Annotated in this window: 20 protein-coding genes and 1 pseudogene; 13 read left to right on the top strand and 8 right to left on the bottom strand. The window is 61.3% G+C overall.

The window, feature by feature from the left end:
- Positions 1 to 9 precede the first annotated feature (9 nt).
- Positions 10 to 1749: a cobalamin biosynthesis protein CobT gene (locus tag WN982_RS29620; protein WP_341319115.1), complete on the top strand. Its 1740-nt coding sequence runs from the start codon at positions 10 to 12 to the stop codon at positions 1747 to 1749.
- Between the two features lie 46 nt (positions 1750 to 1795).
- Here the strand turns inward: WN982_RS29620 and WN982_RS29615 are convergent, their stop codons facing one another.
- Together WN982_RS29615 and WN982_RS29610 are read right to left on the bottom strand one after the other, a co-directional pair.
- Positions 1796 to 2629: a class II glutamine amidotransferase gene (locus WN982_RS29615; RefSeq protein ID WP_341319114.1), complete on the bottom strand. Its 834-nt coding sequence runs from the start codon at positions 2627 to 2629 to the stop codon at positions 1796 to 1798.
- Positions 2630 to 2690: 61 nt separating this feature from the next.
- The gene (locus tag WN982_RS29610; RefSeq protein WP_341319113.1) at positions 2691 to 3365 is read right to left on the bottom strand and encodes a MarC family protein; all 675 of its coding nucleotides are present in this window, start codon (positions 3363 to 3365) and stop codon (positions 2691 to 2693) included.
- Between the two features lie 341 nt (positions 3366 to 3706).
- Here WN982_RS29610 and WN982_RS29605 point away from each other — a divergent pair, with 341 nt between their 5' ends.
- Both WN982_RS29605 and WN982_RS29600 read left to right on the top strand, forming a co-directional pair.
- Entirely contained in the window at positions 3707 to 3922 is a 216-nt protein-coding gene (locus tag WN982_RS29605; RefSeq protein ID WP_341319112.1) for a DUF3311 domain-containing protein, read from the top strand.
- Positions 3919 to 5391: a sodium:solute symporter gene (locus tag WN982_RS29600; protein ID WP_341319111.1), complete on the top strand. Its 1473-nt coding sequence runs from the start codon at positions 3919 to 3921 to the stop codon at positions 5389 to 5391. The genes WN982_RS29605 and WN982_RS29600 overlap by 4 nt, the downstream gene beginning before the upstream one ends.
- A 215-nt stretch (positions 5392 to 5606) precedes the next feature.
- On the opposite strand, the gene WN982_RS29595 is transcribed toward WN982_RS29600, so the two are convergent.
- The gene (locus tag WN982_RS29595; RefSeq protein ID WP_341319462.1) at positions 5607 to 7400 is read right to left on the bottom strand and encodes an FAD-binding protein; all 1794 of its coding nucleotides are present in this window, start codon (positions 7398 to 7400) and stop codon (positions 5607 to 5609) included.
- A 253-nt stretch (positions 7401 to 7653) separates the two neighbouring features.
- Between WN982_RS29595 and WN982_RS29590 the strand changes: the two genes are divergently transcribed.
- Both WN982_RS29590 and WN982_RS29585 read left to right on the top strand, forming a co-directional pair.
- A complete protein-coding gene (locus WN982_RS29590) occupies positions 7654 to 7794 on the top strand; it encodes a hypothetical protein (protein ID WP_341319110.1) in 141 nt (46 codons plus the stop codon).
- A 68-nt stretch (positions 7795 to 7862) separates the two neighbouring features.
- On the top strand, positions 7863 to 8300 hold the full coding sequence (locus tag WN982_RS29585; protein WP_341319109.1) for a glutathione binding-like protein: 438 nt from the start codon (positions 7863 to 7865) through the stop codon (positions 8298 to 8300).
- A gap of 291 nt (positions 8301 to 8591) precedes the next feature.
- On the opposite strand, the gene WN982_RS29580 is transcribed toward WN982_RS29585, so the two are convergent.
- Positions 8592 to 8744, bottom strand: a complete 153-nt coding sequence (locus WN982_RS29580; protein ID WP_341319108.1) for a hypothetical protein — start codon at positions 8742 to 8744, stop codon at positions 8592 to 8594.
- 46 nt (positions 8745 to 8790) lie between these two features.
- Positions 8791 to 9936 (bottom strand): GGDEF domain-containing protein, encoded by a 1146-nt coding sequence (locus WN982_RS29575; protein ID WP_341319107.1) that lies wholly within the window; start codon positions 9934 to 9936, stop codon positions 8791 to 8793.
- 288 nt (positions 9937 to 10224) lie between these two features.
- On the opposite strand from WN982_RS29575, the gene WN982_RS29570 reads away from it, so the two are divergent.
- The 4 genes and pseudogenes from WN982_RS29570 (at position 10225) to WN982_RS29555 (ending at position 14525) form a co-directional block, all read left to right on the top strand.
- The gene (locus WN982_RS29570) at positions 10225 to 10383 is read left to right on the top strand and encodes a hypothetical protein (protein WP_341319106.1); all 159 of its coding nucleotides are present in this window, start codon (positions 10225 to 10227) and stop codon (positions 10381 to 10383) included.
- A gap of 310 nt (positions 10384 to 10693) precedes the next feature.
- On the top strand, positions 10694 to 10933 hold the full coding sequence (locus WN982_RS29565) for a hypothetical protein (RefSeq protein WP_341319105.1): 240 nt from the start codon (positions 10694 to 10696) through the stop codon (positions 10931 to 10933).
- A 306-nt stretch (positions 10934 to 11239) separates the two neighbouring features.
- Positions 11240 to 12990, top strand: a pseudogene (locus WN982_RS29560) (dihydroxy-acid dehydratase).
- 182 nt (positions 12991 to 13172) lie between these two features.
- Complete coding sequence (locus WN982_RS29555) at positions 13173 to 14525, top strand: MFS transporter (protein WP_341319104.1); 1353 nt, start codon at positions 13173 to 13175, stop codon at positions 14523 to 14525.
- A gap of 196 nt (positions 14526 to 14721) precedes the next feature.
- On the opposite strand, the gene WN982_RS29550 is transcribed toward WN982_RS29555, so the two are convergent.
- Positions 14722 to 15075, bottom strand: coding sequence for a cupredoxin domain-containing protein (locus WN982_RS29550; RefSeq protein ID WP_341319103.1), 354 nt, complete (start codon positions 15073 to 15075; stop codon positions 14722 to 14724).
- Between the two features lie 34 nt (positions 15076 to 15109).
- Positions 15110 to 16054, bottom strand: a complete 945-nt coding sequence (locus WN982_RS29545; protein ID WP_341319102.1) for a metallophosphoesterase — start codon at positions 16052 to 16054, stop codon at positions 15110 to 15112.
- Positions 16055 to 16287: 233 nt separating this feature from the next.
- Here WN982_RS29545 and WN982_RS29540 point away from each other — a divergent pair, with 233 nt between their 5' ends.
- The 4 genes from WN982_RS29540 to WN982_RS29525 all read left to right on the top strand — a co-directional run bounded on the left by WN982_RS29540 (position 16288) and on the right by WN982_RS29525 (position 19137).
- A complete protein-coding gene (locus WN982_RS29540; protein WP_341319101.1) occupies positions 16288 to 16515 on the top strand; it encodes a hypothetical protein in 228 nt (75 codons plus the stop codon).
- Positions 16516 to 16563: 48 nt separating this feature from the next.
- Entirely contained in the window at positions 16564 to 16830 is a 267-nt protein-coding gene (locus WN982_RS29535) for a DUF4148 domain-containing protein (RefSeq protein ID WP_341319100.1), read from the top strand.
- 139 nt (positions 16831 to 16969) lie between these two features.
- Positions 16970 to 17719, top strand: a complete 750-nt coding sequence (locus WN982_RS29530; RefSeq protein ID WP_341319099.1) for a hypothetical protein — start codon at positions 16970 to 16972, stop codon at positions 17717 to 17719.
- A gap of 263 nt (positions 17720 to 17982) precedes the next feature.
- On the top strand, positions 17983 to 19137 hold the full coding sequence (locus WN982_RS29525) for an IS110 family transposase (RefSeq protein ID WP_341317256.1): 1155 nt from the start codon (positions 17983 to 17985) through the stop codon (positions 19135 to 19137).
- A 574-nt stretch (positions 19138 to 19711) separates the two neighbouring features.
- Here WN982_RS29525 and WN982_RS29520 read toward each other — a convergent pair.
- A complete protein-coding gene (locus tag WN982_RS29520; RefSeq protein WP_341319098.1) occupies positions 19712 to 20032 on the bottom strand; it encodes a DUF4148 domain-containing protein in 321 nt (106 codons plus the stop codon).
- Positions 20033 to 20226: the final 194 nt, after the last annotated feature.

Below are 20226 nucleotides of genomic sequence, written 5' to 3'. Positions count from 1 at the left end.
GTGAGCGCAATGCACGCAACGTGCGACACGCGGGGCTTCGCGTTCGAATCGACGCTCAGCAAAGTGGCGCGCGTGCTCACCGGCCAATACGGCGTGACGGTCGCGTTCAGTCCGGATGGGCCGCGTGTCGAACCCGGCCGCATCGTGATTCCCGACTATGAATTGAGCGGCGGTGTCGAGCGCGACGTGTTGATCGGTTATCTGGATCTGCTGGTGGCGCGCGCCAGGCATTCGGCGCTTGCGCAACTCGATGCGCTGCCGTCCGGCGTCGCGGCGAATCTCGCGCAGGTGATCGAAGACCGCCGTGTGTGCGCGCAACTGCTCGACGAATATCCTGGCGCGCACTGGTTCATCGGCAAGTTGCGCGCGCATGCCGCGGAGCAGGCGCGGCAGCGTTGGCCAAAACTGCATTGGCGCGACCGGCTGGTCTGGCTGGTGGAACGCGCGCTGTGGGACGAAACGCCGAGCCTGACCGAGGCGACCCATTCGCTGATGGCCGCGCTGCATGCCGCGCAGGACCTGATCGAACAGGCGCGCGCGAGCCGTTCAACTGCGCATAGCATCGCGGCGGCGCAAGACTTCGTGGCGCGTGTGCGAGCGCTGTCCGCGGGCGAGCTCAACAGCATGATGTTCACCGCGGATCCGGTTGAAGACATCGACACGGAAACCGCCGCGTCATCGTCAGAGCCATTCAACGACGCCGCCGCCCTGCCCGATCAGGACAAGGCCGCCGCGCCGCCATCCGATCAGAGCGGTGGCGCGCGGACGGAAAACGCGGTCGGCATGGGGCAGTCGTTGGCCGATGCGCAGCAGCCGTCGACACATTCCGACGGCGAAGCAGGCACGCCGGCAGACGCCGCCCGCGCACGGCTGTCGATCCCGCTCGCCACCGAATTCGACGAAATCACCGATGTCACCGGCCAGGGCGACAGCGCAGCGTGGCGCGAACTGCGCGCACAAGCCCGGGCGGAAACCGCGCCGCTCAAGGAGAAACTCGAACGCGCGCTGAGCGCCGACGAACGCACGCGTTGGCGTCGCGAACAGGAGCGCGGTGAAATCGACCGCACGTCGCTCGCCAAACTGGCAACTTCCCCGGGTTACCGCACGCCGTTTCGCACGCAACGGGCGGCCAAAGGGCGCGATGTGGCCGTGACCCTGCTGATCGACCGCAGCGGTTCGATGGCCGGACGCAAGATCGAACTCGCGCGCCTCTGCGCAACCGCGCTGTGCGATGCGCTCACGCAGTTGTCGTTCGACTGTGAGGTGCTCGGCTATTGCTCGCTCGAATCGGCGCCGATGAAGCAACTGTATGAGCGGCAGTTATCGGGCGGTGCCGATTTGCGGCGCTATAACCGCTTCGTCGAGCGGCTCGATCTGAAAGTCTACAAACGCTTTGGCGCGACCGATCTGAGCGGCATCGCCCAGATCGATTGCGGCCACGAGAATCCCGATGGCGAGGCACTGGCCTGGGCGGCGACACGGCTCGCCGATCATCAAGCCGGGCGGCGCATCCTGATCGTGTTCTCCGATGGCTATCCGTCGACCGGCGACGGTAATCCGCAAGTATTGCGCCACGATCTGCGTGAACGCGTCGCGGCGATCCAGAAGCGCGGTATCGAACTGGTGGGGATCGGTGTGCTGACCGATGCAGTCGAGGATTTCTATCCGCACAACGTGGTGGTGAGCCGCCTCGCCGAATTGCCGGCGACGGTGTTCTCGGTATTGAGCACGATGCTGCTGACGCGCTGACCAGACAGGCGCTGGCCGTGCTGAAAGAAGCACTCGCCCAACCGGGCTACGCCACGTGAGGCTTGAACGGGTATTGCTCGATCACGCCCCCGCGCGCGACCACCGCCGTGCTTTCAGGAATCTCTTCCCACCAGCCCGGCAGGTCCACCAGCGGCTCCGACAGCACGAGAAACGAATCCTCGCCGGCCGCCATGATGCGCGGATCGTCCGGATACAGATCGTGCAGATGGCGAAACGACGCGCTGTGAAAGAGCGAACGCGACTGCCCTTCGCTCGAATAACGCACCGCGACGATCTGCTCGCCGTCGGTCGCGCAGACCGTCATGTTCAACGGCTGCTCGACGCCATGTTTGCGCCCGGTTTCCTCGACGAAACCCACCATGCGCTCGATCGCGGTGACAGGCGTCAGTTCCAGACCGAAAGTCAGCGCCAGGTAAAACATCACTTCGGAATCGGTCGAACCTTCGATCGACGGGAACAGATCGGGGGCGACCGCCAGCATCAGATCGCGGCGCACCGCGGGATAGTCGCGCACCAGGCCGTTGTGCGCGAACAGCCAGCGGCCGTGGCGGAACGGATGACAGTTGGTTTCCTGCGACGGTGTGTCGGTCGCCGCGCGCACATGCGCGACGAACAGCGGCGCCCGGATTGCGCGCGCCGCCTCGCGCAGATTGCGGTCGCTCCATGCCGGTTGAATGCAGCGGTAGCGAAACGGAATATCGCCCGGATGACCGTACCAGCCGATGCCGAAGCCGTCGCCGTTAGTGGTCGTGTGACCGAGCCGCGAATGCATGCTCTGGTCGATCAGCGAGTGTTTGGCACGGAACAGCACCGTTTCGAGGTAAATCGGGTTGCCGGTATAAGCGAGCCAGCGGCACATGAGTTTCTCTCCTGTCTCGCCACGCTCGACGGACTTCGCGCGGCCTGGCGTGTACTGCTCTCTATTTGACGACGGGCTGCATCTGCGCAATCGGAATCAGGAATTCGGAGAAGCCGGTCAGCATGATCTGCACGCCGATGCACAACAGCAGGAACGACGATACACGCATCGCGACCTTGGTGCCTTCCACGCCGAGATACCTGGCGAAAATCGCCGCGCGGCTATAGATCAGATAGACGGTGGCGGCCACGACGATCGAGATCACTACGGACGCGATACTCGACAACACGAAGGCAGACAGCTTATGCGTGCGGTTCGCGGTCAGCGCGATGGCGGTGGCGATCGAGCCGGGCCCGGTGGTCAGCGGAATGGTCAACGGGAAGAACGCCTTCGACATCGCGTTATCCGCATCGACGCGCTTGACGGGCTGTTCGGCGGGTTGCGTGTCGGGCGCATTGAGCATCTGCCAGCCGCCCACCGCCACCGCGAGGCCGCCGCCGATGCGCAGCGCCTGCATCGAAATACCGAAGAAGTGCAGGATCGGCGTACCGAGGAAAAGCGCCACCAGCAGCACGCACAGTACGTTGATGGCGATCTTCCTGGCGAGCGCGGTGCGCTCCTCAGTGGTCAACGAGGCAGTCCGGTCAAGGAAGATGAAAGCAATGCCGATTGGGTTGATGATGCTGATCAGCCCGGTAAAGCCAAACAGAATGTCCGAGATCAGACTTTCGACCATGTGCGATCCGTATCGGGCAGCGGTTCGGGCGGACTGACTCCGCACCGGGGACGCCGCGCTGTGTTGAGGGGGCTGGACGCACTTCTACCATCCAGCTTCGATTGCTCGGGTTGCCTGGCCAGATGATATCGCGGCGCCGCACGTAAACCGCAGCGAACCGTGCCGCCGCCCCGCGCGACTGACCTTGCAACGCAGCAAGTTCGCGCCGAAGGATGTTTGCACAACTTTCGAAAAGCCTACACTTTTTTGACTTGCTTTACGTAGCTGAAGCATCAGGCATAAAGTCGCCAGCGAAGCCAGACTTTCAACGAGACGTACTCACCGGTTCGAGGAGTTGCCCCATGTTGCTTCGTGTACTCGCCGCGTTGCCATTCATCGGCATGCTGCTCGGCATCGCGTTTGTCAATCGTGTCGAGCCGCTGGTGCTCGGCATGCCGTTCGTGCTGGCCTGGATCGTCATGTGGGTGGTGTTGAGTTCGATCATCATGGCGGTCGTCTACCGTCTGGATTCCAGCAATCGTGAGATCGCCGTCGAGGGCGAGGAGGCCCGCTCATGAGCGCACTCGTCATCATCGCGGGCATTACGCTGTTTGCGCTGTACCTCGGTGTGCGCGCGCGGCGCGGCCACGACATGAGTCTCGAACAATGGACCGTAGGCGGCCGCAGCTTCGGCACCGCGTTCGTGTTCCTGCTGATGGCCGGTGAGATCTACACGACCTTCACCTTCCTTGGCGGCAGCGGCTTTGCTTACGGCAAGGGCGCACCGGTCTACTACATCCTCGCGTACGGCACGCTCGCGTACATCCTTTCGTACTGGATGCTGCCGCCGATCTGGCGTTACGCGAAAAACCACCATCTCGTCTCGCAGCCGCACTTCTTTGCGCGCAAATACGACAGCCCGGCCCTCGGCACGCTGGTGGCGCTGGTCGGCGTGGCCGCGTTGATTCCGTATCTGGTGTTGCAACTGAAGGGGCTTGGCATCATTGTGGCGACCGCGTCGTACGGCGCGATTTCGTCGACGGCGGCCGTATGGATCGGCGCCGCGGTGGTGACGTCTTACGTGATCGCCTCCGGCGTGCGCGGCTCGGCCTGGAATTCGGTGGTAAAGGATCTGCTGATTCTGGCGATCGTGCTGTTCCTCGGCATTTATCTGCCGCTTCATTACTACGGCGGTCTCGGCGACATGTTCCGCGCGATCGATGCCGCCCGCCCCGGCTTCCTGACATTCCCGGCCAAGGGTTCGAGCGTGACATGGTTCCAGTCGACCGTGCTGCTCACTGCGCTGGGATTCTTTATGTGGCCGCACACGTTCGGCTCGGTATTCACGGCAAAAGACGCGCGCATTTTCCGGCGCAACGCGATGGTGTTGCCGCTGTACCAGTTGATCCTGCTGTTCGTGTTCTTCGTCGGTTTTGCGGCGACGCTGAAGGTGCCGGGGCTGAAGGGCGGCGACATCGACCTGTCGTTGTTTCGTTTGTCGTTGCAGACGTTCGACCCGTGGTTCATCGGCGTGATCGGCGCGGCGGGCGTGCTGACCGCGCTGGTGCCGGGCTCGATGATTTTGACGTCCGCATCGACGCTGCTTGCCAACGATGTTTACCGCGGTATGGTGAACCGCGGCGCTTCGGACGCGAAGGTGGCGAATCTGGCTCGCTTTCTGGTGCCCGTCGTTGCGCTGGTGGCGGTGGGTTTTACGCTGCATGGCGGGGAGACGATCGTGGCGTTGCTGCTGATGGGTTATAGCTTTGTGACGCAGCTGTTTCCTGCTGTGATTTGCAGCTTGGCGCCGCGCAATCGGGCGACTAAACAGGGGGCGTTTTGCGGCATTCTCGCTGGCGTGATGGTGGTGGCCGTGACGACCACCATGCACCTTAGCGTCGCGCAGTTGATGCCGTTTTTGCCTGATGCTTTGAAGGACGTGAATGTTGGGTTCCTTGCGTTGACCGTTAATGTGATTGTTTTTGCGGTTGTTAGTGCGGTGACGCAGTCGAATGTGGTGGAGCGGACGCCTGCGGCTGTGCAATAGCTGGTTGCCTGCGGCGGTGGGTTTTTGTTTTTGCTTTTGCTTTTGCCTTTGGCGGCGGCATTCTTCTGTGTGCCTGCGGCGGTGGCCTTTCCTTGATTTGATATTGGTTTATTAGCGTTCCCCCCGCACAGGGGGAACGCTAATAAACCAAAAAGAAAGCAAGGAAAGGCAACGCCGTAGGCAAACAACCAAAAAGCGCCGCGCAGGCAGAGTCTTCACCCTGCCCCTTTCCCCATCCTCGTGAAGCCGTCTGCGCTCCACTCTTCAGAGTCCACGCCGTGGTGCACGAAGAACAATCCATCTGGATCGTACTTGCGCTTCACGGCGAGCAGCCGTGCATAGTTGGAGCCCCAGTACGCCTGTTGCCAGTCGCTCTCGAAGTAATTGCTCTCCGATACGTATGCGCCCGGCTTGGGTACGATCGTGCGTAGCGTCTCCATGGCCTGCGCAATTCTCGATGCGGCACGCCGCGCCTTCGGTTGGTCCGGTTCGTGACCTGTCATACCGGGAAACGCAGGCGGGCCCTCGCCCGCGATGATCGCCAGCGCAAAAGCGTCGAGTACCGCTGGATTCGTCGCCGTGTCCCGCGTCGCGCTCAAGGCGTCGGCGGGTGCGCCCGCCAGTCCTTTGTTGAAGTGCAACGACACCGCCCATTGTCGGCTGCTCTCGAATAGCGCATCGACAAGGCGCCCCCGCTGCGCTCGCTTCAGCAGCGCAGCAGGCAGCCATGTCGAGCTATATCCGTAAAGAAACTGGCCTGCTTCACCGACATTGTCGGCCCAGAAGACGTCTGCCGCAGACGCGCCTGGGCGGTCGTCGGCGATAAGCACGCCGGGCGCGTGCTGCATCACGAATGTGGCATCCCAGAAGCGCCGCGCCGGGACGGCGAGCACTTGCGGCTCGGACGTCGTGCAGCCGTTGACGGTGTCCATGATCCAATCGAAGAATGGTTGCCAGATTCGTATAGCGTCGTCCCGATTCAGCCCCTGGTACAGCATCGAGATCTTTAGCGTGTTGTCAGCATGGAAGGCCACCGTTTCGCCCCAATGCTCGTTGAGCAGATTGTCGGCGTAGAACGCGATGAATTCGCCGATCAATGCCTTGAACGCCGCACTCGACGATGCCTTGACCGTCGCATGCATTGTGCCGAACTGGTCAGGCAGTTCGTGAGTCCGCAGCGTCACTCGTGTGACGACGCCCAGACTGCCGCCGCCTCCGCCTTTCAATCCCCAGAAAAGATCGGGATGGGTACACGCATTCGCAATTCGCACCACGCCATCGGCCGTTACGACTTCGGCTTGCAGCAATCCCGCAGCGGCCGTGCCGAACTTTTTTGAAAAGTTGCCGAAGCCTCCGCTCTGCACCAGGCCGGCCACGCCCACAGTCAGGCAGCCGCCGCCTTGCACATAGCGGTCGGCCCGCGCGCTGACGGCATCGTACACATGCGCCCACAGCGCGCCGGCGCCTACCGTCACCGCCGGTTGCGGCGTCAGCCGTCCTGCGCAGCCGTCAGGCACAAAGGCCTCGTGCACCGTGATCTCGCGCATGGGCCTCGTCCAGATCATCAGCGAGTCCGGCGCGTTTGACGTGCCCTGGTAGCTGTGGCCGCCGCCCTTCACCACCAGGCGCAGGCGATGTTCGCGAGCGAAGTCGACGGTCCGCGCCACGTCTTGCGCATTGGCCGCAGCGACGACGTAGGCACTCGCGGCCGATGTCCAGGCGTCGAGCCATCCGGATGTCTGCGTCAGCGCGGGCGTGTCGCCGATGTAATACGGGTTCTTCAAATGCTTGAAGACGTCGAGGCAGGCGGCACTCGCGGGCGACTCGGCGCAGGTTGCCAACGGCGACGTGACCGGACTCATGCGGCCGCCCACCGCGCGGTTCAGGTCCTGCCAGGCTTGCGCCGAAGGCCATGACGGGTCGCCCGGCCGCGAACGGCGCAGCGTCGGCGTCGACGGCTCCGCGAGCGCGGTCGATGCCCCTTCCGCGAGCATCGGTGTTCGCAACACTGAGTCCAGTAATGGAGCGGCAAGCGCTCCTTTGAGCAAAGTCCGCCGGTCGAGTGCGCACATGGGGTTGTCTCACCTTCACAAAGTGACGGGATGATCGGTCTTTTTTATGGCCTCGCCTGTCGCGGGGAAATGCCCGCTAGCCATACGACTGGCCCGAGCCTGCTATGGGCGTGGTCATCATGAATGACGATAGACTACGCCCAGATCGAAAGCGATTGAATTTGAACGAACGAGTATGCGGAGCGGATGAATGACTTATCTTCTTTACTATTCGCCGGGCGCGGCAAGCATGGCGGTTCACTGGATGTTGATTGAAATGGGCATTGCATTGAGGCCCGTCTCGTCGACATCGATGTCGGCGACCAGCGAAACCCTGAATATCTACGGCTGAATCCCGCAGGCCGTGTTCCCACGCTAGTGGTCGACGGTATGCCGCGCGGCGAGTCGGCCGCGTTGCTCATGCTGCTCGCCGAACGGCATCCCGAAGCCGCCCTCGCGCCGAAGCCGGGCTCCGCCGATCGCGCCACATGGCTGGAACTGATGATCTATCTCGCCAACACGCTTCTGCCCGCCATGCGCGACTGGTTTTACGCCGACGTCGATGGCGATCCGCTCGGCGCCGAAGCGGTGCGTGCACTCGCGCGGCGCCGCATCGAAGAAGCCTGGGACCGGCTCGACGCCCACCTCGCCGGCGGACACGAGTACCTCGTCGGCGGCAAGCTCAGTACGGCTGATTTCCTCGCGGTGATACTGATGCGCTGGACGCGCAATATGCCTCGCCCGGCGACCGGTTGGCCGCATCTCGCGCGCTACATCCACCGGCTGCGCGCTTTGCCGTCGTTCGTCGAGGTGAATGCACGAGAGCGGCTCACTGACTGGCGCAACGGGGACGATTGATGCCTCCTCAACGAGTCTGAAGCTGCCCGTTGTTTGCTGGAATGAGCGGGTTCTAGCCGCGCTGGTGGAGGCGGTGATTATCTCCAGCTATACTGCGGCCCGAAAACGCTCTTGATACCTGAACGCATGACAGTTCCGATGCCAGACATCCCGGTCGGCGAAATCCGGACCTCGCGCCTGGTGCTGCGGCCTGCGAGCGAGCGCCATGCCGGCGACCTGCAGATCTATTACAGCGAAAATCGCGCGCATCTTCAACAGTGGGAACCGTTGCGACCCGACGGGTTCTTCGAACTAGACGCGATAGCCCATCGACTTCGCTTGATGGAACGGCACAATGCCGCGGGAAGCGCCCTCCATCTGCTGGTGTACCGATTCGAAAGCGGAGAGCTCATTGGCGACTGTAATTTCACGAACGTCGTCCGTGGACCGTTTCAAGCTTGCCATCTTGGCTTCTCGATCAGAAACTGCACACGTATCGAGCCCGCCCCGATCAATCCGCCCGCGCCGCGAACGCGTAACCGTTCTTGCCGTTGCGCTTTACCTGATACATCGTTTCGTCGGCCGCGGCGACGAGACGACGGTAGTCCTTGACGGAATCGGGAAAGCTGGCAATACCAATGCTGGCACGGACAAGGCCGGTTCCCATCAGTGCGTCTGTCTGGATCACACAGCTGATGAGGCGCTGGGCAATTTCGCCTAGTTCCGCATCCGTCGAAAAGTCGCGAACCAGCACCGCGAACTCGTCGCCGCCGATCCGGGCAACGACGTCCGCTTGACGCACAGACTCACGAAAGCGTCTGGAAACAGCGATCAGAAATTCATCGCCGATTCGATGGCCCAGCGAGTCATTGACTCGCTTGAACCCGTCCAGATCGATATAAAGGACAGCAATTCTTTGGCGCGTCGAGCCGGCAGACGGCCTTGTTGCGGTCTCCTGGAGCGAGGCAAACAGTTTCCGTCTGTTTGGCAGCCCGGTCATAGGATCGTGCAGCGCCGCGTGTTCGAACTTGCGCGACCGGCCTGCGAGTTGGCGAGCACGCCTTGTGTACATCGCCAGCGCAATAATCAGCATGCCGAAAAGAATCGCCCCCAAAGCAATCAGCGTATCGGCGACATGGGAAATGCGCACGCGCACGTCGGCGCTGTCGAGATCGCGCTGTGCATGCCAATACGCCGACGCCGAGCCGAGCAACGCGTCCGTACTGTCGAGATTTGCGTCAGGCGATAGCGTGGACGGAGGCACTTGCGGCGCCTCGGATGGGCTCGCATTCACCAGCGCCGCGAGTGACGCGAGGCGGCCTGCGAGCTCTTGACGCGCATGTCGATAGCCTTCCGATCGGGCGCCGTTAGCTTCGGGCAGGTGTTGCCAGACGCCGACCACGTTGCGGGCGCTTTCCGCGCGTTCGACCGCTTCGATAACGAGCCCGATATATTCCTGCCTCAACTGGTCCGAAAAGATCGTCCTGATTTGCAGGGCAAGATATAAAACGCCGATCAGCAGACAAAGCAACGAAGCGCCGGCCATCGTAGCCGGGCCCAGCCTGAAACGCATCGCGAGGACGCGCCAGCCGTCGGCCCGCCTCGAACGAAACCGCTCAGGGATGGGAGTAGTTGTCTTGTTTGCTTCCGGTGCCATGCTGACGGTAACTCACACGGCGAAAAAACTGCTTCACGCGCGCGAAGATGCTCGGTTTGGCCTTCCGGGCCGATACTTGCGTGCGCCGGTCCTGCGGAGCGATCCGGCTTTCCCGCCCAGAGCGCGCGTCGGCCAGCTGCGGCGCAGCGGAATCTGGGGAAGGAGCTGCGCGGCGAGCGGGCCGGACGGGCGGCGTGGGCGCGACGGGATCCGCGGCGGCAACGGCTGTTTCCCGCGAAGGTGGCGACGAAGGTCGCGTCACCTGACCGGCCCAAACCGCATGTCCCGATGGAGGATCGTCTTCTGTTTCCAACGCTGTCGATTCTGACGGTGTTGTCGGTTTCGCCGATGCTGCCGATGCCATCGATTCTACCGGTGCCGTCGGCCGCGCCGATGCTGTCGATAACACCGGGGTTGTCGGCCTCACCGATGCCGTCGAAGCGGTAATGCCCAGCGCCTCTCGCGCGCCCGTCATTGCTTCGACGTAGGCGCGCTGATCGTGGTTGAACCAGACGCCATACGCAACCGTACCCACTACTCCGAGGGCCAACGCACTGGCCGTCGCCACGCAAAGCGCAAGACGTCCGAAGCGCCCCGGCGGCGCGGCTGGCATCGACTCAAAGTCAGGATTGAAACCGGTATCCGGGCCGTCTACAGCCTCTTTGGGCAAGTCGGTATCGTTGAACATCGCAACACTCTCCGAACTCTTACGTCTGACTTATCGACAGACTGTGTTCCCACGACTTGCATTTGGCCGATGCAAAGCCGCTGGAAGAATGTACCCCGCTCACCGGTCAGCGACAACATTCGCCACAGCGCCGGAACGGTCAAATTGCGAACTGGATCTGCATTGATCCGAACAGGTAATAAATTCCACGCAGTGCGTAGCGATGTGCAGGCAGCGAAACCGGGTAGCCCGCCTCTTCCCGTCGACGCGGGCGTGATTGATGACAACATGCGCTACGGCTATCCGTCATGCAACAAACAGGCCCACTGAGAGGTTCACTGGGAGGTCCGCGGAGAACAGACCGGCAATAGTCGAGGTCGCTTCCAGGGTCGGTCGTGTTCGCCGCACAGAAGCGCAAATCGTTGCGTGGTGCACGGAGAAGCACGCGCTTTTCGCGGGGCTGGCACCCTGCAATACTAAGGTCCCTGTCTAACAGCTTCCGATCCGACGCCTTTTCTGCCTCTGCCGGAACGAGCGATCTGGCTCGAAATCGCGCGATACTGCTTCAAAGATATAGGGCATCTACGCTCGTTTTCACCTCACAAATCACCAGTCACTACCGAACGGGAAATCGCCATGGCCGACAAATCAGATGCTCAAAAACCCGCTGTCGCCGCGACCGGCATGAAACGGGGATTGACGTCTTACGGAGATCAGGCGTTTTCGCTCTTTCTTCGCAAGGCATTTATCAAGGGCACTGGATACACGGATCAGGCACTCGAGCGGCCCGTCATTGGCATCGTAAATACCGGCAGCGCCTACAACCCGTGTCACGGCAACATGCCTCAACTCATCGAGGCCGTGAAGCGCGGCGTGATGCTCGCGGGCGGATTGCCAATGGATTTTCCGACGATCTCGATTCACGAGAGTTTTGCCGCGCCGACATCGATGTATCTGCGCAATCTCATGTCGATGGACACAGAGGAGATGATCCGGGCTCAGCCAATGGACGCGGTTGTTCTGATCGGCGGATGCGACAAGACCGTCCCCGCGCAATTGATGGGCGCGGCATCTGCCGGAATGCCGGCTATTCAGCTCATCACCGGCTCGATGCTGACCGGCTCGCACCGCGGCGAGCGAGTTGGCGCCTGCACCGACTGCCGACGCTACTGGGCAAGGTTTCGCGCCAACGATATCGACGAAACCGAAGTCGCCGACGTCAACAATCAACTGGTGGCAAGCGTCGGCACGTGCTCCGTCATGGGTACGGCGAGTACGATGGCTTGCCTCGCCGAAGCGCTCGGGATGACCGTCCCAGGTGGCGCAGCACCGCCGGCCGTCACCGCCGACCGGATCCGTGTCGCGGAAGATACTGGCACATTAGCGTCAAGATGGCCCTCGAAGGCTTAACCATCGACAGGGTTCTCACGCCAAAGGCTTTCGAGAACGCAATGCGCGTGCTGCTCTCGATTGGTGGATCGACCAACGCAATCGTGCATCTAAGTGCGATCGCAGGACGGCTCGGCCATGAGATCGATCTCGACATGCTGGATCGCATGGGCAAGGAAACGCCGGTGCTGCTCGATTTGAAGCCCACGGGGCAGCACTACATGGAAGACTTTCATCAGGCTGGTGGCGTAGCAACTTTGCTGCGAGAACTCAGGCCGCTGCTGCATCTGGATGCGCTCACCGTGACCGGCCGCACGCTCGGCGAAGAGATCGACGCGAGTGGTCCAGGTTTTGCACAGGACGTCGTGCGTCCGTTCAGCAATCCAGTTTATCCGCAGGGTGGTCTTGCAGTTCTGCGGGGCAACCTCGCGCCGGGCGGCGCGATTATCAAGCAGTCCGCGGCTGACCCGGCGCTGATGGAGCACGAAGGCCGTGCAGTGGTGTTCGAAAACCTCGAAGACCTGGTCAAACGGATTGACGACGACGCACTCGACGTCACCGCGCAGGACATTCTGGTGCTCAAGAACATCGGGCCGCTTGGTGCGCCCGGCATGCCCGAAGCTGGCTACATCCCGATTCCTCGCAAGCTCGCACGTGCGGGCGTCAAGGATATGGTGCGGATTTCCGATGGACGGATGAGCGGTACGGCGTTCGGCACGATCGTCCTGCATGTAACGCCTGAGTCCGCGATCGGCGGACCGCTTGCGCATGTGCGCAATGGGGACCGCATTCGGCTGAGCGTAGCGCGGCGCGAGATAGCGTTGCTGATTTCCGACGAAGAGTTGCACAAACGCGCACTCGACAATCCCGTGAAACGGCCGACTGCCGAGCGCGGCTATCGCAAGCTCTTTCTGCAAACAGTGACGCAGGCCGATCAGGGCGTCGATTTCGATTTCCTGCGCTGTGCGAGCTTGCAGCAGGATAAGAAGCTAGATTAGGAATCGGAACAGACGGCAACGAAGATACGGAAAGAAACCGCAAATCCCGCTATTTGGCACGCTCCGCATGGCGCGTCTTACGGCAATGAAATCCAGCAAAACACTCTTTCAGAATCGTCTTCCAGCGAGTAGTCTTTAGGCACCTATCAAACTGACCGGACGCTGAGCCGGAGGAGACATCGATGAAGATCGAAACACGCACCATGGCGCGCGTCACGGTTCGGCTCATTCCATTCCTGATTGTCTGCTATTTCGTCGCTTATCTCGACCGCGTCAACGTCGGCTTTGCCGCGCTGCAGATGAACAAGGCGCTCGGGTTTTCTGCCAGCGCATTCGGCTTCGGTGCAGGGATCTTCTTCATTGCGTACTTCTTCTTTGAAGTCCCGTCCAATCTCCTGCTCGAGAGATTTGGCGCACGACGATGGATCGCGCGAATTATGTTCACGTGGGGCGTTCTGGCCGGCGCGATGGCGTACATCCCCGACATCGCCCGATATACCGGCATGTCTGCTGCTCATGTTTTTTACGGTCTGCGAATTTTGCTGGGCGTTGCCGAGGCGGGTTTCTTCCCCGGCATCATCTTCTTGCTGACGCTCTGGTTTCCCACCGCCTATCGCGCCCGTGTGGTCGGGTATTTCATGGCGGCCATTCCGCTTTCCACCGTGATAGGTGGCCCCATCTCCGGCTCACTGTTGCAGATGGACGGAATCGCGGGGCTAGCCGGCTGGCAGTGGCTGTATCTGATCGAAGCGTTGCCCGCGCTGCTGCTGTCCTTTGCCGTGCTTTTTTACCTGACGGACAAGCCGGCGGACGCCACCTGGCTTGCGGCCGACGAACGCGACTGGCTGATCGCTCGCCAGGCGCAGGAACGCGAGCAGCGTGAGGCTGTGCATAAGTTCAGTGTGAAAGAAGCACTGTTCAATCCGCGAGTCCTCGCGATTGCGCTCATTTACTTCGGTGCGAACGCAACCAACTATGGCCTGAGTTTTTTCCTGCCGCAGATCGTCAAGGCTTTCGGCCTCAGCAACGTGCAGACTGGTTTCGTTACCTCGTTGCCCTACGTCGTCGGCGTCATCAGCATGGTGCTCTGGGGACGTCATTCGGACCGCAAGCTCGAGCGCAAATGGCACATTGCCATTGCGTTGCTGGTCGCGGCTGGCGGCATTGCCGCATCAGCTGGCCTCGACAATCCGGTCATGAAGATGATTGCCCTTTCGATTGCCGGGTTTGGCATATTCGGCTGCTTGCCGGTGATCTGGACGTTGCCCGCCTCGTTTCTGTCCGGCGCGGCGGCGGCGGGCGGTATTGCGGCCATCAATTCGCTCGGCAATCTGGCGGGGTTCTTTGGGCCCTATGCGATGGGCTGGATCAAGGACAACACCGGTGGGTTTGGTGCGGGGCTGCTGTGTCTCGCGGGGGCGGGGCTTATCGGCGTAGCGGCTGTGCTTTTGTTAAATCATGATACTGCGCTCGAGGCGTCGATGGGGTCTGCTGAGGCGAATCCGGCTGGAAGTGGGAGTGTTGTGAGGTCATAGCGGTTTTTCTTGCTTTTTTGCCTACGCGGCGCTTTCTGTCTGTGTGCTTGCGGTGGTGGTTTTCTCTTGTTGGTTTATTAGCGTTCCCCCTGTGCGGGGGAACGCTAATAAACCAAAAACAAAGCAAGGAAAGGCCAACGCCGCAGGCACACAGAAAAAAACTGCAAAGGCAAAGAAACAACCCTACCGGAGGTACTTATTGAACAGTAATCGTCTCCCTCATATTCGGATGTATACCGCAAAACACCTTATAGACCCCCGGCTTATCAAACTTGAACTGATACGTATCATTCTGATCAAGCGCCGCAGAACGAAACATGCCAGCATCATTAACAACCGTATGCGGTTCGCCATCGAGATTCTTCCAGGTCACCGTCGAGCCGGCTTTGACCGTGAGCGCCATCGGCGAGAACATGAAGTTCTTGATAACAACCGCGTTAGAGGCATTCGGGCCTTCAGCTTGCGCGACAGAGAACCCGGCCAATGCCGCCACAACCACCCCACTCCCGAGAAACGCAAAAACACCGCGCCGAATGCGAATCGTTGGCATAACTTATCTCCTGTAGCTGAATGGTGTCAGGCAATCAAACAAGCGTCGTATCGGCGAGCGTCGCCTTGAGCGGATGACGCACGATCTTGATGCTGGTCAAGCCAAGCATCTTGGGAAGCTGATCGCTCGCCACCGTCAGCGGCCCGGGACCAGGGCCGTTACCCGCAGTCGGTTGCGGATAAGCTGTCGAGCGCGCTGTATGGAACGTGATATTGCCCTCGACCTTCGTGACGATCTGGTGAATATGGCCGTTCAGAACGGTCACCGAACCGAAGCGCTTCAGATAGCTCATTGCCTGACCGGCATCGCCAGTGCCCCACCCCCACGGTTCGTAGATCGTCCACATCGGCATGTGCGCGAACACAACGATCGGTGTGCTGGCCGAGCGGCCCTTCAGGTCGCTTTCGAGCCAGGCGAGCTGCTCGTCGCCCAAGCCCCCCAAACCGTTCGGCTTGAAATGCATGACGTTGACGAGACCGACAAAGTGCACCCCGTTGTGGTCAAAGCTGTAGTAACCCTTATTGTCCGAGGCTTGACCGAAACGGCTGAAGTATTCAGCCCCGGGCCCATCCGTCACATCGTGTTCGCCCGGCACGGTGTGCAACTCCGTGATATTCAGACGCGACAGCAGCTGGGATGCGAGGTCGAACTCGGCCGGCTTGGAAAGGTGCGTGATATCGCCCGTATGGATTGTCAGCGCCGGTTTGACCGGCATGGCATTGACTAAGTCGATCGTTTGCTTGAGCGTGCCCGCGACATCCGGATTGGCTTCCTTATTGAAACCGATGTGCGAGTCGCTGATCTGCAGGAAAAGGGGGACACCTCCGGCCGCCGAGGAATCCTTCGCGCCGGCGGCAAGCGCCAGTTCCACCGGCGTGAAAATACCGCCGGCCAGCATAAACACCGTGCCCACGCCGCCGAACGCGAGACATTTCAGCGCGCCGCGACGCGACGGATCGAACGAATGATCTGACGACATATTGACCTCACGATAAAGATTCGGAGGTAGACCGCGGGATCGTCCGGCGGGCCTCTCGACTCGGTTCGTGAATGAAGACTGCCGCGCCATCCGTTTTATTCCCGCTTCGACCAATCTGCCGCGTTTTTTTAATCCGGCCGCGCGACTGGCTCCCCGCACTCGGCGTGAACGTGGGAATAGGCGCACCGAGCCGACGGTCATGCAGATCAGAGAACACGAAAGGAGTAGTCAAAATGGACATCATCGACATGGCCCGTGTCTCGGGCATGACAGTCATCCTCGACGGCAGAATCGGCCGCGAGGAATACCAGAGCGTATGCGGTTCGCTCTCAGCGTTGCAGCGATTTGCCGATGCGGTACGTCATTGCCCAGCGCCGTCCGAGATTCATCGCCGACGGCAAGCCGGCGTGAACAGTCAGGCCCGCCCACTTTGCTCAAGGCCCGGGAATATCCGGGGATGAAGCGGCGTCTACTAATCGCACACCGTGCAACACTCATAGGAGTCTGAAATGAAAAAGCTCGCCATGGCAGCTATTTCGCTGGCCGTTCTCACGTCGTCGGGCGCATTCGCGCAAGCCAAGACGCGCGCCGAGGTCTATCAGGAACTGATCGAAGCGCAGCAAAACGGCCTGAACTATGTCACCGACACCTCATACCCCGAAGTCAATCCGATTTTCGCCGCACAAGTTGACCGCATGAAACAGGCACACCTCGCCCAACAAAATGCGGCCCACAACGCCGCCGCAAGCGGCGCATCGGCTAACACCGCCAACTGAATGTTTCGCGCCGCCGGCGCGTCTGCCGAAGCCACGCCAGGATTTGTGTGCAAGCGGAAAGGACCACATGCCGTTCCTGGCCCTTCGGCCACAGCGTTAAACAGGCTTGTTTGCATGGACAACATCAACGGAGGTTGAAGTGCGACCCGTTTGGCGCCGCTTGCAACTCGGATCGGGCGTGGTACTGCTGATCTATCTCTTTCTCCACCTGATCAATCATGCGCTCGGAGTCTGGTCGCTCGATCTCGCCGGACACGGTCTCGCTTTGGCTTTGCGCGTCTGGCATAGCGTGCCCGGAACGATCTTGCTGTACGGTTCGGCTCTACTGCATTTTGCGCTGGCCTTGCGCACGATCTACGGACGTAATCATTGGGCGCTGCCTGCCACCGAATGGATACGGCTTTGGGCAGGGCTCAGCCTGCCTCTGCTGCTCATCCGCCATGCGGTAGCGACGCGCCTCGCGACCTCGCTCTATGGCTTCGAACCGAACTACGAGCGGATCGTGATATCGCTGATCACGAGCGGCACGCAGGGTTTGCAACTTGCACTGCTCGCGCCAGGCTGGCTGCACGGCTGCCTCGGCTTGTGGCTTCGTCTGCGCCACCACGCGATCGTGCGTCGCGTGAAGCCCGCGCTGCTTGTTCTGCTCGTACTCCTGCCGCTGCTATCCGCAGCGGGCTTTGTCCGGATGAAGCGGGCCGTCGTGGCAATGCATGCGATCCTTCCCGCGCCCGATCCGAAACTGGTCACGCATCAACTCGCGCTCGGCGCGTGGCGTCACGATCTCGTCACCCTGTATCTTTCGCTGCTTGTCAGCGCCTTCCTGGCTGGTCAGTTGCGCAGTTGGCTGGAGCGTCGAAGGTCGCGCAAAACGTCAGTCAATGTCTGATTCCGGGCGATGCGTCGAACATCTCGCAGCCGACCGGGTTGCCAACACACTTGAGTGCCGCGTCGCTCACGGCTCGCTGGAATCGAACGCAACCTCCTGTTGCGAGGTCGACACGGTGGATCCAGAGGCAGGCACCTGACAGTCCGGATAGGAGTGGGCGTGCGCCAGTTTCATGGCCGCAACCGTTAGATCCTATGAGCAGGAGGCGTCGACGAACTGATACGTAGAATCAGCGTGTCGAGTCTTGTTCAAAGGAGAACATCATGCGCACGGATCAGACGTTCACCACCCATGGTGAAGAAGCAGTACTTACCGTGTCGCTCGAGCTGGCTGCGGCGAAGTGGAAGGTCGCGCTGCACGACGGCCGGCGCGAGACGCCCGCCGTGCACGCGGTCGCGCAGCCACAGGCCGCCGCCCGCGTGCAGGCAGTGCTGGACCTGATCGAACGGCACAAAGAGAAGTGGTTGCTGCCCGCGGGCGTGCGGGTCGTCGTGAGCTACGAGGCCGGTCAGGACGCCTTCTGGATCTGTCGTGCGCTGCAGGCGCGCGGCATCGAGTGCCATGTCGTCGATCCGGCGAGCATTCCGGTCGAACGCCACAAGCGACGCGCCAAGACCGACCGGCTCGATGTCATCAAGCTGGTGATTAACCTGCGTGCATGGCTGCGCGGCGAGCGCGACCGCATGCACGTGGTGCATGTGCCATCGCCGCAGGATGAAGCGTCCCGCCAGCTGATGCGCGATCGTGGGCAACTGCAAAAGGAAGTGCGGCAGCACCACGACCGGACGCGCAAACTGCTGGCCACGCTGGGCTGCTGGGACGACGTCAACTGCAAGGCCTTCGCTGGCCGGCTCGCGCGTAACGAGGTGAAATGCCACGACGGTGCGCCGCTGCCACCCGAGCTGCGTGAGCGGCTGCTGCGCGAGTGCGAACGGCTGGCGCTCGCCGAGCAGCAACTCGTGGCGCTGGAGAAGACGCGGCAGGCAAACGTGCCGGCACCCGCGCGCAAGCGAAGCCACGACCTGACGCGTCTGAAGGGGATTGGCGAAGTCGGTGCGTCGCGCCTCGCGCTCGAGCTGTTCTGGCGGGAGTTCAGCAACCGGCGCCAGGTGGGTGCGTGCGTCGGGCTGGTGCCGCAGCCGTACGACAGCGGCGAGAGCCAGGTCGATCAGGGCATCAGCAAACAGGGCGACCGGCGGGTGCGCGCATTACTGGTCGAGATGGCGTGGACCTGGCTGCGCTACCAGCCCGGCAGCGCGTTGACGCAGTGGTTCAACCGGCGCACGCAGGGCACGGGGCCGAACCGCCGGGCGCGACGGATCGCGATCGTCGCGGTCGCACGTCGCCTCGCGATTGCGCTGTGGCGCTATCTGAAGGACGGCACCATTCCGGAAGGGGCACAGATGAAGGCGGCCTGAGGCGAAAGGATGGCGAGCACCCAAAGAGTGAGCCCGATATATACAACGTCTGAAGTGAACATGCCCGTTCGCCACCCGGGTTGCTAGCGCAACCGATCTGTTAGATGGGGCATGTTTCGGACACTAGTCCCACGACGCAATGCGCATGCAGGATAAGGCTGGCGAGTCGCCAGCGGATAGAAGGTGGTCGGACGTCACGTCTGACGCGCGCAATGATCGGCTTCAGACCAGTAGGAGCGACGTACATCGGATCACAGCAAATATTGATGCACAATGCGCCTGTATGCCCGGCGAGCGTGCGCTCGCCAGGCGTACGTCAGCATATCGATCCCTTCCTGGGTCAAGGGTCCGCTGGCGCCAGGCTTCGCCTGCCCTTGACCCTGATTACGGGCACTGAGCAGAAGGCGCTGATCGATGCTTTGTGAGTCAGTCCGTCGAGAGGCCTTGACAACTTACTGCTCATAGAAGGGTGGCGACGTGACGACGCGCAGCGGGTGCATGCAGGGATGCGGATTTCATGAATGTCTTTCTGCTGCCGTCATCTGGCGTCGCCGTGTCGCGAACGATTGCAGACTCAAGGAATGGACTTCGCCGGTGTTGCCGGACTTGCCCCCATCAGTTCGTTCTTTTGCGCCAGATGCTTGGCGGCAACCCTTTGTTGCGCTGCCTGAATGTCGTCGGGGTAGGCACCGTCGTCGCCCTGGGACGGGTTATAACCGGCCGCCTCCAACTCTTCGAGTTCATGCATGACTTCCGCACGGGTGAGTTGATGCGCGCCGGATTCCGGCGCAGTTTGCGCGTATGTACCGGTTGAGGTCGTCAATAGCGCCACGCTCATGATTAGCGTACCTGGTACGGACTTTCCGATAAGCTGATTCAGCGAATTGAGTTTCATGTCTCATCTCCATGGAGAGCGAGCACGCGATGTTCGAAGTCGGCTTGACTTTGCAGTCGTGACGCTCTGCATAGGTAAACCTTCGGACTGGTTTGCTTATTCCCCATTGTCTGCACGGCGCTTTTTTCTGTGTGCCTGCGACGTTGGCCTTTCCTTGCTTTGTTTTCGGTTTATTAGCGTTCCCCCTGTGCGGG

The sequence above is a fragment of the Paraburkholderia sp. IMGN_8 genome (assembly GCF_038050405.1).
Lineage (GTDB): Bacteria > Pseudomonadota > Gammaproteobacteria > Burkholderiales > Burkholderiaceae > Paraburkholderia.
This window is presented reverse-complemented; position numbering and strand designations above follow the sequence as displayed.